14 protein-coding genes are annotated in these 14227 nt (G+C 54.8%); 4 read left to right on the plus strand and 10 right to left on the minus strand.

Annotated features, from left to right (window positions below):
* Positions 1 to 7 precede the first annotated feature (7 nt).
* From pseI to AB5Y48_RS05420, 3 genes are read left to right on the plus strand one after another with little or no spacing between them, the layout of a single operon-like run.
* Positions 8 to 1054 (plus strand): pseudaminic acid synthase, encoded by a 1047-nt coding sequence (gene pseI, locus AB5Y48_RS05410; protein WP_050664698.1) that lies wholly within the window; start codon positions 8 to 10, stop codon positions 1052 to 1054.
* The gene (locus tag AB5Y48_RS05415) at positions 1047 to 2330 is read left to right on the plus strand and encodes a motility associated factor glycosyltransferase family protein (protein WP_368163953.1); all 1284 of its coding nucleotides are present in this window, start codon (positions 1047 to 1049) and stop codon (positions 2328 to 2330) included. Before pseI ends, AB5Y48_RS05415 begins: the two co-directional genes overlap by 8 nt.
* The gene (locus AB5Y48_RS05420) at positions 2327 to 2593 is read left to right on the plus strand and encodes a hypothetical protein (protein ID WP_050664696.1); all 267 of its coding nucleotides are present in this window, start codon (positions 2327 to 2329) and stop codon (positions 2591 to 2593) included. The genes AB5Y48_RS05415 and AB5Y48_RS05420 overlap by 4 nt, the downstream gene beginning before the upstream one ends.
* Before the next feature lie 32 nt (positions 2594 to 2625).
* Here AB5Y48_RS05420 and AB5Y48_RS05425 read toward each other — a convergent pair whose 3' ends face one another.
* The 7 genes from AB5Y48_RS05425 to AB5Y48_RS05455 all read right to left on the minus strand — a co-directional run bounded on the left by AB5Y48_RS05425 (position 2626) and on the right by AB5Y48_RS05455 (position 9670).
* Complete coding sequence (locus tag AB5Y48_RS05425) at positions 2626 to 4740, minus strand: 6-hydroxymethylpterin diphosphokinase MptE-like protein (RefSeq protein ID WP_368163954.1); 2115 nt, start codon at positions 4738 to 4740, stop codon at positions 2626 to 2628.
* Positions 4741 to 4743: 3 nt separating this feature from the next.
* Positions 4744 to 5037 carry a hypothetical protein gene (locus AB5Y48_RS05430; RefSeq protein WP_082177843.1) on the minus strand — a complete coding sequence of 98 codons (294 nt, stop codon included), beginning with the start codon at positions 5035 to 5037 and terminating at the stop codon, positions 4744 to 4746.
* Positions 5034 to 5456 (minus strand): flagellar export chaperone FliS, encoded by a 423-nt coding sequence (fliS, locus tag AB5Y48_RS05435; RefSeq protein WP_050664693.1) that lies wholly within the window; start codon positions 5454 to 5456, stop codon positions 5034 to 5036. Before fliS ends, AB5Y48_RS05430 begins: the two co-directional genes overlap by 4 nt.
* Before the next feature lie 23 nt (positions 5457 to 5479).
* Positions 5480 to 6871 (minus strand): flagellar filament capping protein FliD, encoded by a 1392-nt coding sequence (fliD, locus tag AB5Y48_RS05440; protein ID WP_050664692.1) that lies wholly within the window; start codon positions 6869 to 6871, stop codon positions 5480 to 5482.
* A gap of 16 nt (positions 6872 to 6887) precedes the next feature.
* Positions 6888 to 7301, minus strand: coding sequence for a flagellar protein FlaG (locus tag AB5Y48_RS05445; protein ID WP_224162108.1), 414 nt, complete (start codon positions 7299 to 7301; stop codon positions 6888 to 6890).
* A 24-nt stretch (positions 7302 to 7325) separates the two neighbouring features.
* Positions 7326 to 8189 carry a flagellin gene (locus tag AB5Y48_RS05450; protein WP_050664691.1) on the minus strand — a complete coding sequence of 288 codons (864 nt, stop codon included), beginning with the start codon at positions 8187 to 8189 and terminating at the stop codon, positions 7326 to 7328.
* A gap of 638 nt (positions 8190 to 8827) precedes the next feature.
* On the minus strand, positions 8828 to 9670 hold the full coding sequence (locus AB5Y48_RS05455) for a flagellin (protein WP_368163986.1): 843 nt from the start codon (positions 9668 to 9670) through the stop codon (positions 8828 to 8830).
* Between AB5Y48_RS05455 and AB5Y48_RS05460 the strand changes: the two genes are divergently transcribed.
* Positions 9557 to 9946 carry a hypothetical protein gene (locus AB5Y48_RS05460; RefSeq protein WP_368163988.1) on the plus strand — a complete coding sequence of 130 codons (390 nt, stop codon included), beginning with the start codon at positions 9557 to 9559 and terminating at the stop codon, positions 9944 to 9946. The two genes, AB5Y48_RS05455 and AB5Y48_RS05460, sit on opposite strands and share 114 nt — an antisense overlap.
* On the opposite strand, the gene flgL is transcribed toward AB5Y48_RS05460, so the two are convergent.
* From flgL to flgJ, 3 genes are read right to left on the minus strand one after another with little or no spacing between them, the layout of a single operon-like run.
* Complete coding sequence (flgL, locus tag AB5Y48_RS05465; RefSeq protein ID WP_368163955.1) at positions 9934 to 11139, minus strand: flagellar hook-associated protein FlgL; 1206 nt, start codon at positions 11137 to 11139, stop codon at positions 9934 to 9936. The two genes, AB5Y48_RS05460 and flgL, sit on opposite strands and share 13 nt — an antisense overlap.
* A 5-nt stretch (positions 11140 to 11144) precedes the next feature.
* Entirely contained in the window at positions 11145 to 13139 is a 1995-nt protein-coding gene (gene flgK / locus AB5Y48_RS05470) for a flagellar hook-associated protein FlgK (protein ID WP_050664689.1), read from the minus strand.
* Between the two features lie 3 nt (positions 13140 to 13142).
* A complete protein-coding gene (flgJ, locus tag AB5Y48_RS05475) occupies positions 13143 to 14180 on the minus strand; it encodes a flagellar assembly peptidoglycan hydrolase FlgJ (RefSeq protein ID WP_368163956.1) in 1038 nt (345 codons plus the stop codon).
* Between the last annotated feature and the right edge of the window lie 47 nt (positions 14181 to 14227).

The following is a 14227-nucleotide window of genomic DNA, read 5'->3' on the forward strand; positions in this document are numbered from 1 at the left end:
AACCATTATGCTGATCGACCGGCGCCCCATCGGCCCCGACCACCCGCCCTACGTGATTGCCGAGCTGTCGGCCAACCATAACGGTGACCTGGCGCAGGCCAAGGCCATCATGCGCCTGGCCAAAGAGAGCGGCGCCAGCGCCGTCAAGCTGCAGACCTACCGCCCCGACACCATCACCCTTAAGAGCGATCGCCCCGAGTTTCAGATCCACGGCGGCCTGTGGGATGGCCATAGCCTCTATGACCTCTATCAGTGGGCCCACACCCCCTGGGAGTGGCATGCCGAGCTGTTCACCCTCGGTCGCGAGCTCGGCATCACCGTCTTTAGCAGCCCGTTCGATCACAGTGCGGTCGACCTGCTCGAATCCCTTGATTGCCCGGCCTACAAGATCGCCTCCTTCGAGCTGGTCGACCTCCCCCTCATACGTTACGCCGCCCAGACCGGCAAGCCGCTCATCATGTCGACCGGCATGGCCGACGAGGCCGAGATCGCCGCCGCGGTCGACACCGCCCTGACCCACGGCAGCGGCCAACTCGCCCTGCTGCACTGCGTGAGCGGCTATCCGGCGCCGGCGGCCGAGTACAACCTGCGTACCCTCTCCCTGCTGCGCCAACGCTTCGGGGTCGAGGTGGGCCTCTCGGATCACACCCTCGGCAGCGCCACCGCCATCGCGGCCACGGCCCTGGGCGCCACCCTCATCGAGAAGCACTTCACCAAGGCTCGGGCCGACGGGGGGCCGGATTGCGCCTTCTCCATGGAGCCGGCCGAGATGCAGGCGATGATAGCGGCCGTCAACACCGCCCACGCGGCCCTCGGCCAGGCGGGCTTCACCCTCACCGAGAGCGAACGGGGTAACCGGGCGTTTCGCCGCTCTCTCTATCTGGTCAAGCCGATCGGCGCCGGCGAACGCCTCACTCCCGCCCATATTCAGTCGGTGCGCCCGGCCATGGGGCTCCCCCCGGCCGACTACGACCGCCTGATCGGCAAGCGGGTCACCGCCAGCCAACAGGCAGGTCAGCCACTGGACTGGGCATGGATAGAACAAGATGAATGAAGAGCTGCTGCGCCATCATCTGGCATTGATTGAGACACGTTGGCCGGCGCTGGCGGCCACCCTGGCCGAGGCGCAACTCGGGGATCTGCAGGTGGAGCTGTGCGAGGGGCTCGGCAGCACCCTGCTGGTCAACGGCATCCAGCTTACCAGCCGCCACGACCGGGTAGCCGAGGCCGAGCTTCAGGCCGCCAACCTGCCGGCGGCACGCACTCTGCACCTCTATGGCACCGGCCTTGGGGATCTGCAACGCACCCTGCTGACGCGTAGCGATCTCGAGACTCTACACGTGCATATTCTCAATCACAGCCTGTTCACCCTAGTGCTGGCCCTGCTCGAGCAGGACGATTGGCTGCAAGACCCCCGGGTCAAGCTGACGTTGGCCAGCGACGAGCAAGAAATTGCCCTCCCCTTCTTCGCCCTGCCAAGCGAGCTCATCCTGGTGGAAGAGGGCGCCTCCCGGGTAAGAGACCGACTGGTGGGCGAGATCACCCTCCCCTTCGTCAATCGTCGCTTTACACCGGAAGATCCGACGCTACAGGCCCGCCTGCAAGGGAACCTTACCCTACTCGCACAGGATGGGGACGTCACCGAGCTCTTTGGTTCCGAGTCGGGTAGGCGGGCGTTGATTCTGGGCTCGGGCCCCACCCTGTCCGATCATGTTGCCGAGTTGGCCACTCTGGTGGCTCGCCCCGAACGCCCCTTGATCATTGCGGCCGATACGGCCTGCCGCACCCTCTTTGCCCACGGCATCACCCCGGATTGGGTCGTCTCTATCGACCATCAGATCTGGGGCGATCGTCTCCCCCCCGCAGACTGTGGACTGGTCTACTTCCCGCTGGTGCCAAACTCGACCCTGCAAGCCTGGCAAGGGCGACGCTTTGCCGCTTACTCGCCCAGCCCGCTCTATGCCTCGGTACGCCAACAGCATCCCAAGGGAGAGCTCTTCTCCGGGGGGAGTGTCATACACGTTGCCACCGATCTCGCCGTTCGTATGGGTTGTAACGAGCTGGTCTTGCTGGGGGTGGATCTGGCCTTTGTCGGGGAGCGAACCCATAGTGGTTGGTCCCCGGGAGAGCTGGGCTCCTGCAGCCAAAGCAGCAAGCACTGGGTTCTCAACGGCCATGGCCAACGGGTTGCCACCAGCGTCAACTTCGCCACCTACCGGGCACAACTCGAACGCTACATCGCCGCCCATCCCGATGTTCATTTCTATAACGCGACTCGCGAGGGCGCCGATATTGCGGGTTGCCCCTATCTTCCGGAGGCACTGCGATGACGCCCATTGACGAGCTGCAACGACTCGCCCACCAATTCAGGCTTGGTCTCTCGCTGGAGGCGACACAAGAGCTGCCAAACCGGCTACAGCAACTGATGGACGCTTATGCAGACAGACCCGAGCTGGCTCACCCCTTGAGCCGGATCATGAGCGCCTTGCTAGGCTGTCAGGAGCGGGAGGATTGGCTGGGATTGGCGGATTGGCTGGAATACGAGCTGGTTTCACTGCTGAACCAACCCTCTTCACAGGCAGGAACAAAATGAGAAGGCCATCCTCCGGGATGGCCTTGGATTTATCATGATATCAGGGTCGAACCATAGGGAAGATCCGGCACCACCCCCTGATGCTCCCCCTGCACATAGTCGAGTGCACAGGGGTACATCCGCTTCATTCTCTCGAAGAACTCCAACAACAGGGGACGGTTCTCATTGACCAGCTGCATGGAAGTCGCCTCATCGCTGCCGCAATAAGCCATGTTGATCATCAAAGAGAAGAGATAGTTAAACTCACCGAACAAGACCCTGTGAATAAAGGCGTGGCGTGTCGCAATCAGCGGCTTGATAAAGCTGGTGCAGAGCTGACAGGCGGCCACCACCTCACGGCGAGTCCCCATCTCTCGGGACCAGATATGCATTACCCTATCCAGCAACCCATCGAAGAGCTCGGGATCCATGTAACTCAGGATCTCGTCGCGCCCCAGAGCAATAGGCTCGGCGTGCTGTGTCAACAGGGCATCGACCAGGGCTCCTTTGTCGACAGGCGGGTAATTCAGCGGTAATGCATCCGCATGACACGGCTGTGCCCCCCTCAACATGGCACCATCGCTACAGTTGTAGACGTTGACCTCATTGAAATGGGTAAGCAACACCTCGGCACTGAGGATCGATTGAGTGAAGAGCTTGTTGGTCTGCACCTCGCCCCCAAAATTTGCCGGGCGCCAGTGCTCACCGATAGCCAATGCCATCTGGGCAAACGCCTCCAGTGGGTTTCCATCGGCGTCATAATAACTGCTCAGCCGCGAGTGATGGTGCCCTTCACTCCTGAATCCATTATCCACACCGAACAGACAGATATGGCGAAACCCCAAATGCAGGGGAACGCTCAGCCCCAGATTCCCCACCAGGGGGTTAGCACAGTCAAAACCTATGTAGCGGGCCATGGTGCGATTATTGGTGGCAAACAGACAGCAGGGAGAGTCATCAATCTTGAAACCAACCACGACCCGCTTGAAGAAGGCTCGTGTCTTGGGGTGGATGATATCGGTGGCGATCATAGGAATATCGGCCAGATAGTCATTGATCCCCAAGGATGCCAGATGCTCCGAAACATTCGTGGCCCGCTCAATCGCCAGGTAGAAATCGGGTTTTATTCCGGCACGATAGAGTGACCAAATGGCCGTGCCGCAGGCGATGATCAAGGCGCCGGACTGGTGAGCGCGGATATAGTCGATATCCCGGTCGAGCGAGGGGCCGTTGGCCACCACAAAGACGGGCACCTCACTCAGTCGCTTGGCAAGAGGGCGGTCACTTCGGAAAAATGGCACCCCGTCGGAGATAGTGCGATAAGCATTGGCCAATCCGAACAGGTTGTCATCGAAGAACCCCCACCCCATGCTAAGCGCATGGAACTCTTCGGAAATACGGCGCTGTAGCGAGATAATGGGTTTGGATCCGTAGTGGGCAAACCCCATCATGGTCGTAATGAGATAGGAACCATCTCTAAACAGTGCGGTGCGAAAATCCGCCATGATGGACTCTTCATCCTGCCCAAGAAAGAGGTGCAGGCCGAGGCCATTGCTCTGGATATATTCAAGCAAGGGGGCCCAATCGAAGGTAAAGAGCGAGGCAAAGAAAATATCCATATCCGGCTCAACCAGATAGAGATTCTCCGGTATGCATTGCTCGTAGAGATAGCCAAGGTGATAACCCAGCCCTACCCCGAACAGCAGCATGAAGGGCACATCCCCCGACATGCTGACAAGAGGCTCGAAAGATTCATCCTGACGAAACCGCTGGAGACGCCTGGCCAGCTCATTGACGTAGAGCATATGTTGCTGCTTGAAGGGGTCCCATTGAGGCTCGAAACCGTAGCGGATTAACTTGTGCTCATGGAGGACCGCATGGATCTGCGCCTGGCAATAGTCAAATGGATTCTCAGGGTACAGATTCTCATCACTCTCTTTCCAGTGAAGATTGGGAATGCCGTTGTGGTTACAGAAAATGGAGAAGGGGCGACGCGGCTCATAATCCTCAAAAAGTTGAGCAATATCAGGCAACCACTTCTCAAACGCCGACATGTTTTCAGCAAAGCGAATGGGCATGATCTCTTGCAACGCCTGCATTTGGGCCTGCTGCTGCTCGAGACGGGCCAACTCTTCCTCGGCGGCTCGGAGTCGCTCTTCAATATTCATGCTTCACCTGATGCTGTTGTAGAGATCGATCGCTTTATGGCGCTTTCCCAGCTGGGAGAGTTTGTCAGACACACGCTCGTGCAGTTCATTGAGGCGTGTAATAACCTGGTTGTCCAAGGAAAGCAGCTTATCTCTGTGGTCCGGTTCGATATCATCAAAGGGAGGACGAAGGCGTTCAATCAGCTCATCACGCCGGTCAAAAAGCGAGAAGAGGAGTTCGGGTTCGAACTCCTCTACACAGGCAGCCAGTAATGCCTCATCGACCTCTATCAAGGTATTCACGAGGGCGGCGTTCAAGAGGTTTCTCCTTGATGTCGCTGCTGATACGCCTTCTGCTTCTCCGCCTCGGGGATCTGATCCCATGCGGCCTTCACGGGCAGTAGCAAGCTGATGGCCTGATCAAGGGGAGCCACATCCATGGAGACAGAGGCCTCCGTCAGCAGCGCCTTGATACTCTCGTAAAACGCATAGAAATTACCGCTGATCTCTTTTTGATCAGGGTCAAGGGCATCCTGCAAGCCATTGATGATGGCGTTGGCTGCCGAGATCAGGGTTGCTTTCTGCTCAAAATCCCGGCGTTCGATGGCCCCCTTGGCTTTGGCAATGCGCTCCAGGGCACCTTGCATCAGCAACTGGATCACACGATGAGGGTCCGCAACTGCCAGCTCGGCTTCCAGAGAGCTCTTCTGGTAGGCCTTTACTCCCTTGTTGTACATCTTTATCTCTCTTTACAAGTCACTTAGATGCCGCTGAGCAGCATGGAATTCAGAGCGCTGGAGCTGGAGTTCATGCGAGCGATCATCACATCCAGATTGGCATACTTGGCCCGCAGCCCTTTCTCATACTTTTCCATTTCATCGGCGAAATCGGCGCGCTCTTTAGTGTAGCCTTTCACTTGAGTATTCAGTTGCTCTTCCCGTTTGGCCAACAAGCCAGATGATTTTGTATACTCTTTTAATTGAGGCACCAGCTTTGTCGACAAGCCATTATCGCCGGAAAAAATATCAGTCACCTTGTCGAATTCATTTTTCAGAGCGTTATCCAGCTTGGTGTTATCAATAGAGAGGCGCCCATCCTTGTCCATCTTTATGCCGATGTTGAACAGAGTGCTACTATTGTCACCCGTTCCCTCTCCCATCGTCTTAAACAGCATATTTCTAATGGCGTAGATAGAGGCATCACCGGGTAGCAAGCCACCATCGTCCTGTTTCTTTCCATTGACATAGGTGCCACGCTTACTGAGGTCATCCATTTTCCCCATCAAATCATTATATGACTTGACAAAGGCCTCAATATTTTCCTTTGCCTTTTTGGTATCGTTGGACACCGTCATCTGGGTGGCTTTAGGCTTGCCTAATGCATCATTTTCACTGAGTCGATTAATAGTGAACGTCAGATCCTGCACTACGTTCTCAAATTTATTGCTGTCATGGGAGATATCGAGCCCATTAATATTGACCAATGCATTCTCGGCCGGCAAGGTTACATCCATTTTTGCGTTGGGACCCGTCGTCTGAAACTTTTCCAACTCGGCTGTGCTCGCCGTAATAGAAAGGTCATTGCCCGCCCCCGTCTTGGCGGAGTCAACGATGAGGCGACTCTTGCCATTTTCGTTGATAAGGTTGGCCGAGACGCCATATTCCTTACCGGCCTCATTGAGCTTGCTGCGTAGCGTCTCCAGGGTATCACCGGCCTTGAGCTCGACATCGAAAGTCTTGCCATCGACGGCAAAGGTCAATGTTCCGTCTGCCGTAGCCACGACGTCTTTGGAGGAGGTGAAAGTCCCATCTTTGGAGGTATAGCGGGAGCCTGTGGCCATCTGAGTGACTTTGATATCATAACTACCGGCACTTGCGGTGTTTTTGGCTTCGACACTCAGGAGGGGATCATCGGCATTCTGCTTGACAGTGACCATTTTACCGGCAAAGTCACTGGGCTTGGACATTTTCTCAAGAGAAGAGACAAAGGTAGAAAGGGCAGACTTTAGTTGACCAACACCGGAGAGTGTAGTTTTGGCCAGCGTCTCACGTCCCACGATCTGTTTTTCAAACTGGGTGCGTTTTACATTCAGCTGTGAGGTAATCAACTCTTCAAGCGGCAGCCCAGAGCCAACCCCGGCAAAAGTCCCCATTTCTACATCCTCTCATCTATACGGATTGGTCGAAGAGCAGCCCTTTCACCTGCTCACCGAATTCACTCTCCTGAAGTGTTTTCAATCTCTTTGACAACGCCAGCAGTTCTTCACTCGGAATCTGACGAATCAACTCTTTCGAGTCCTTATCAAACACCTTAATGACAGTCTTGCTCAGCTCCTTGTCCATCGAGATGTTGAGATACCACCCCTTCGTCTGGGCGATCTCCTGCAACTTTTGTACCTGTTTTTCAACAGCTTCGGCCGAAATGTGCTTGCTCTCATGCTGGCCTGTCGGCTTTGGCTGAACGGTCGTTGCAGTTGCCTCCTTATGTTGTACCAAAGGGAAGGTGGCGGCCTCCGGGCCACCCCCTTCCCTCGTCGTGGTCAACACAACAGAGGAGGCTTTGTCAGGATTGACCATGGTCATGATAGCCTCCTACCTGCATTACCCTTAACGCAGCAGTGACAGGGCGCTGGTCGGACGTTGGTTAGCCTGAGCCAGTACACTGGAGGCCGCCTGCTGCAGAATGTTGCTCTGGGTCAGGTTGGCAGTCTCTACGGCAAAGTCGGCATCGCGAACCCGTGAGCGAGCACCCGAGAGGTTCTCGGAGATGTTCGACTGGTTACGGATGGTCGATTCGAGACGGTTTTGAACCGCACCCAACTGTGCACGCTGGGAGTCCACCTTCTGGATCATCTTGTCGATGCCACCGAGTACGGACTGGGCGTTGGTAGAGGTACTGATATCAACCTTGGTAGTCGCACCGGATCCACTCGTTGCCAGGGTAGAGCCAGAAGCCGTCTTCAAGCCATCGACGGAGAACGCGATGGTCAGTTTGAAAGAGATGGTCTGGTTAGCGTCGGAGCCCACCTGGATTTTGACTTCACCGGCAGTACCGTCGAGCAGCTTCTTGCCACCGAAGGTGGTGTCGTTAGAGATACGGGTGATCTCCTCGGACAACTGGTCGACTTCCTGCTGCAGTGCGGTACGGTCGGCAGTGGTGTTGGTACCGTTAGCAGACTGGGATGCCAGGGTACGCATACGCTGCAGCATACCGGTCACTTCTTCCATCGCCCCTTCAGCGGTCTGAGCCATGGCAATACCGTCGTTAGCGTTACGGTTACCCTGGTTAAGGCCATTGATCTGAGAGGTCATACGGTTGGAGATCTGCAGACCTGCGGCGTCATCTTTGGCGCTGTTGATACGCAGACCCGAGGAGAGGCGCTGGTAAGCGGTGTCCAGATTCTTGTTGTTGTTCAGCAAGTTACGCTGAGCATTCAGCGAGGACACGTTAGTGTTGATAAATAAAGACATGATATTTCTCCTAATTCATACACAGAGCAGGCCTCGCGGTTTGCCAGCCCTCTTGCTCCAGGAAGACACAGAAGTTGAACAGGCTTCTATGCCTCCATTGGCAGATCCAACTTGAACGGAGCCGGACCTGCCGTAGCGCAAAATTTCAGGAGTCCCGAACACCCTTGTTTTGCTTACCCTGTTTAGCGGCATTGATGGAGATAACTTTAGGAAAAAAATTGCCGCCCCCGACCACTTTTTGCCATCGCCCTTCTGGGGGGACGGTTGAGATGTTTTTTTGACTCAAGACGGGGGCGTCAGAGGGTGGTGACGACTCTATGACGCTATAGTGTCACTCATCCTCACCTCATGGAGTGGCGTGCTTGCCAAAGAGCCCCACTCGAGGCACATGATAAACGCGAAAAAGTGGCACGTTATGTGCTTTGCTATGGAACACATATAAAAAGGGCCGACACAAGGTCGGCCAACGAGCTTTAGCTCAGGAGAATTCTTGGCGAGTGATGGATACATTTGTATACCAAGCTCGCTGAGCTTTAAAGACTACCATAGTTGTGGCGGATCAGAGACATGATATCCCGAACACCCTCTGATACGTCCTCCCGAAAGGCGGCCTGAACAACCGCCTTTCTTTTTTATTGTTAACCTCTGAGCAGAGACAGCGCACCTTGCGGGCGGGCGTTCGCCTGAGTCAGGATGGTACTGGATGCCTGCTGCAGTATGTTGAACTGAGTCAGGTTAGCCGTTTCAACCGCAAAGTCGGCATCTCTCACGCGGGAGCGGGCCGCGGAAACATTCTCGGAGATGTTGGACTGGTTGCGAATGGTCGACTCCAGTCGGTTCTGTACGGCACCCAGTTCGGCTCGCTTGGAGTCTACCTGACGGATCAACTTGTCAATCCCGCCCAATACAGACTGGGCATTGGTCGAGGTACTGATATCGACCAGAGTCGCAGCCCCTGAACCTGTGGTAGCCAGGGTCGAACCAGAAGCCGTCTTCAAACCATCTACCGAGAAGGAGAAAGAGAGTTTGAAGGAGATGATCTGGTTGGCATCGGAACCGACCTGAATATTCACCCCTGCGGCAACGGCGGCATTACCGTCGAGCAGTTTCTTGCCACCGAAGGTGGTGTCGTTGGATACCCGGGTAATCTCTTGGGAGAGTTGATCCACCTCTTGTTGCAGAGCCTGACGATCGGCCGTCGTATTGGTGCCGTTGGCAGACTGGGACGAGAGGGTCCGCATACGTTGCAGCATGCCGGTGATCTCTTCCATCGCACCTTCAGCAGTCTGAGCCATGGCGATGCCGTCATTTGCATTACGGTTACCCTGGTTGAGACCATTAATCTGAGAGGTCATACGGTTTGATATTTGCAGACCAGCCGCATCATCTTTTGCGCTATTAATGCGCAGACCAGAAGAGAGACGCTGATATGCGGTGTCCAGCCCCATATTATTACCACGAAGCTGACGTTGAGCATTGATGCTCGATACGTTGGTATTAACGTACATACTCATGACTATTCTCCTAAGCTTAAAACAGATCTTTTATTTTTTATTTTTAGCCAGTCATTTATCTGGCTTGACTTTGTATCGGCGGCCTATCTGATTCCTTTAGCTTTTTTTAGCAACTTCTTTCAAGAACAGATTGATAACCACCATGTTCACTGTATCGACCCGGCACAGATTTCCTTTAGCAAAAAATCAAAAACCCGCCTGAAAGCGGGTTTTTTCTGTACAAATAAGCGTTATCGAATGTAGTCAAAGAGCGTCAAACGTCCGATCCGGCTAAATGCCGTCTGTGAGGCACTCAAAGCCGCCTCTTCTGTCGCAATCGCCGCAATGACCTCATAGATGTCGGCTTCTGATACCTTGGCCCTCACCGTCTTGTTAAAGACGTCCAGAGAGGAGTTGGAGTCCATCACCTGTTTTAGGTTGTTCAACCGGGCCCCGACATCGCCTTGAGCCCTGTCGATGCGAAGCCTTGCATTATCCAGATGCACCAAGCCATCGGCAGCCTTGGCCAACAGCTCATCCTGCACGACGGTCGGATCCTGCAATGCTTCGATAAAACTCTGCATACCGTTGAGAATGTTGTCATTTTTGGGTGCGTCCAGGCCAAATCCCAGGGGGGCTCCTCCGATGGCGCCGGTCACCTTCAACTCCATACCATTGAAGGCAACCGTGCCTTCGGCCGAGAGGTCCCCGGACTGGATGACGGCTCCGCCCCCATCTTTGATCTGATAGGTATTGGGTGTTCCGGCTGTCGTTTCCAGCGTGAAGTTATTCCCGCCGACAGGGTTGTAGTTCTGTTGATAATAATTATCGAACTGCCCTTGGTCAGATATTTTTACGCTCAAGCCAGCCGAACCAGAACTTGCGGTTCTTCGAGTAGGCACAGATTCAAATATTCCCAATCCATTGTCATTTGCAGGGATGGCGACGGTGGGGGATATCTGTATAAAACGTTGCCCCGTGTCCCCTTGGAATACATAGTTCCCCGACGCGTCCTTGACATAGGGCTGCTTCTGGCTCTGATTACCACCGAAGATATAGTCCCCTTGGGCATTCTTGGTATTAATCAGATCAAACATCTGCTTTTGCAGACCAGACAATTCACTTGCAATGGAGTTACGATCATCCTGACTCAGCACACCACTATTTGACTTCAGGATCAGTGTTCGAGCACTCATCATGGTCGAGTTGAGTGCATCGAGAATAGTATCCTCATGGCTCAGGCTATTTTCTAATAGTCCACCATTGATACTGTACTGCTTGTAGAGATCGATCTCGTTGGTCAGTTCAAGCTTCTGGTTCATCCCTGCCGGGTCTTGTCCCGCTGTCTTGAACTTGTCCCCCGTCTGCCACTGCTCATAGGCATTGTTCAGCCGCTCATTAGAAGAGGTCAACGAGGAGAGGTTACGGTTGTAAATCATGTTAGTGGTGACACGCATAATGATTACCTCACCGCCGACAGTATGGTGTCAAAGATGGTCTTGGCCGTCGACACCACCTGAGCCGATGCCGAATAGGCCTGCTGATAACGGATCAAATTGGCCGCCTCTTCCTCGAGGTTGACCCCGGAGGTACTCTCGAAGAGCGTCTGGCTCTGGAGCAGCTTGGCCTTGCTGGCCTCCATGCTAATCTTGGCCTGACTGGCTTTGTTACCAATATTGACGACGATGGAAGAGCTCGCTTCTCCAAACGTCATCTTGTCATCACTCGATGCACTGCTCTGTTTTCTCACCAGGTCTTTACTCTGGAGATCAGCCAGCTTCAAGCCATTTTCGTTGTTGGCAAAACCATCCCGGTTGTATGCAATGTTGAATTGGTCCGTCGGCTTCACTTTTCCGGTAATACTGAAGTCATAACCGGGGACAGACTGGGGATTGGCATATACAAGTGTCCCGCCCGCATCTTTCAACTCTGCAAGAATATTTTGACCATTGGTGGATGCTGGTGCCGTCCCTATCAAGGTTGTGCCATCACCGGCATAAACCTGGTAGTCACCGTTCGCCGCGATTTTGATCACTTGAGGGGCGGTCGGATCCAGGTTGTTCGCCGCCAATGCCGAGCCGGTGCCCGTGTTGAACACACCGTTGATGGTGATAGCGCCATTTCCCTGGTTTTGACTATTGGCATCAGCCTTGAGTGGAGACGCCAGGGCCAGATCTTCACCACGGGTAATAATCTTTTCTATCCCGCTGGCGGCCTGCTTGGTGGGTTGGAACAGCAGTCTGTCCCCTGAGGCCGGGGCACCAGTGAAGTCGAGCTGAATCCCCTGCCCTGCTATTTCATAGCTGTTGGGAGGCATGCTGCCTGTCCCCACAGACGTCGGTTTCCCGTCTGCCCCTATGCTAAATACCTCAAACGCACCAGCGGCACCAAACTTGACCTCATAGTCAAAAGGCATCACCTGAGAACCTTTGCCGGGCACAAAAGAGGCAGTACCCTGCACCGATCCGGTATTACTTTTGTATTCCAACCCTTTTGCGCTGGTCAGCGAGAAGATATCCCCGCCAATTTCATTGTCGAGATCCATCCCGAGGCGGTTCTGCTGATTCATCGCATCGGCGATCGATACCGCCAGCTGCCCCAACTCACGTTTGGTGGGCTCCAGATCCGCTCTGGCCTGGAACAGGCCTCCCAGACTTCCCCCCAGAGTGGTGGAATCGATCTGGCTGGTACTGTTGCCCAGTTGCCAGTTAATTTCACTCATCCGCGAATCAGGCTCGCCCGGAATAACCGACATCTGGGCATATGAACCGGCCAACACCAGTGACTGGCCATTGGCCATATTGATCAAGACGCTGCCATTCGGTTGGTTCACCGTCCGAACATCCATCATCTCCGAGAGCTGACGAATAGCATCATCACGCTGATCAAACAGCATGATGTTCTCTTCGGTCGCACCATTGGTCTTGACGATGGCCTCGTTTAATTCATTGATACTCTTGAGAAGCCCATTGACCTTATCCACATTGTCGGAAATCCGGCTGTTGATATTGTCGGTCTGTTTATCCAGGCGAGCCGATTGAGAATGGAAACGGCTCACCATGTTATCGATCTCGGAGAGGGTATTGGTTCTGGCAAACAGGTCGCTCGGAGACTCATTGGCATTATGCAGAGCATTGAAATAGGAGGTGATCGTAGTACCCACACTGTTGGCCTTGTCACTGAGCATGCTGTCGGTCAACGAGAGCTGCTCATAACGACTGTTGGCAAATGCCATCGAAGAGGTGTCACGACGAAACTCAGAGAGGGCATACTGATTGATCACCCTCTCGGTAACATTGTCACCAACGCCCCAACCGTACCCGTTGGTATAGAGCAGGGTCCGTTCACGTACGTACCCCTGACTGTTGACGTTGACGATGTTGTTACTGGTCGTCTGCAACATGCGCTGTTGAGCCAATACTCCTGAGGTACCGATTGAGAGCAGGTCATAGGCCATGTATCAAGACTCCGTTTCCGTGTACTGGGTGATGGCATCGCTGCGCAACACCTGTTTCAACTTGCGCGCATAGTGGGGGTCGGTGGCATAACCGGCCGCCTGCAGCGCTTCAAAATAGCGGTCCGGGTTATCCGCTTTGGCCAAAGCACCACGATAGCGACTGCCCGACGTGAGGAAATCAACATAATCGTTGAAGCTCTCCTCAAACGATTCATAAGAGCGAAACGCAGCCTTCTGTCTGGAAGGGGTCCCCTTCTCATACTCGAGCGTGCTGACCACCGCCTTGGGCCCCTCCCAACGGGGATCGGCCTTGATACCAAACAGGTTGTGGGTCACTTCGCCATCTCCGTTACGGATCACCCGCTTGCCCCATCCGCTCTCGAGTGCCGCCTGGGCAACCAGTACTGCGGGGCTCAACCCCAGCTTGGCGGCCGCTTTCTTGGCCATCGGCATCAGCCGATGCACAAATTCGGACGGAGAATCAAAGCGGGAGGCCCCGGCTGTGACACCTTTACTCTCATCGGCCTGTCCCATGGGGGGGATGGCTCTCATGGTGTGGACCTTGGCCGGTATGCCTCTGGCCTCTTTCTCAGCAAAATCTTTGCCAAGTTTCTCACCGAGCTGTTTCTGCTCTTCGAGGTTGAGGGCATAGGGCTTATAGACCTGCTCGGTACGCTCCGGCATACGCAAGGTGCGGCCGTCATCGTGGCGAAATGTCTTGGGCGAGAGCTGGCGAACCACCATGTCGGCGATACCCAGCCCCCCCTTGCTGGCCATATCGGCAACCCGCTGCTGATCGAGCATCCCCTCATAAAACTGGGTATAGCTGCTGTTCATGGGGTTGTCTTGTGTCAGTGCGGCCCCCGCCTGACGCATCCCCTGAAACAGGGTCTGACTGAAGATGGCTTCAAATTGCCCGGCGGCGGCACGAAGCGCCTGCTCCTGTCCCTGGCTGCTGTTGCTCAGCTGACGCAGCTTGTCCAGGTTCTGAACATCCTGCACCAGACCCAGATTGACCCCTTGGTTGTTGATGCCTGCCATGGTATGCCTCACTTCTTGCCGCCGGTGGCAACCTCTTGCCACCCTCT

The sequence above is a fragment of the Aeromonas sp. R6-2 genome, from assembly GCF_040908155.1.
Taxonomy (GTDB): Bacteria; Pseudomonadota; Gammaproteobacteria; order Enterobacterales; family Aeromonadaceae; genus Aeromonas; species Aeromonas schubertii.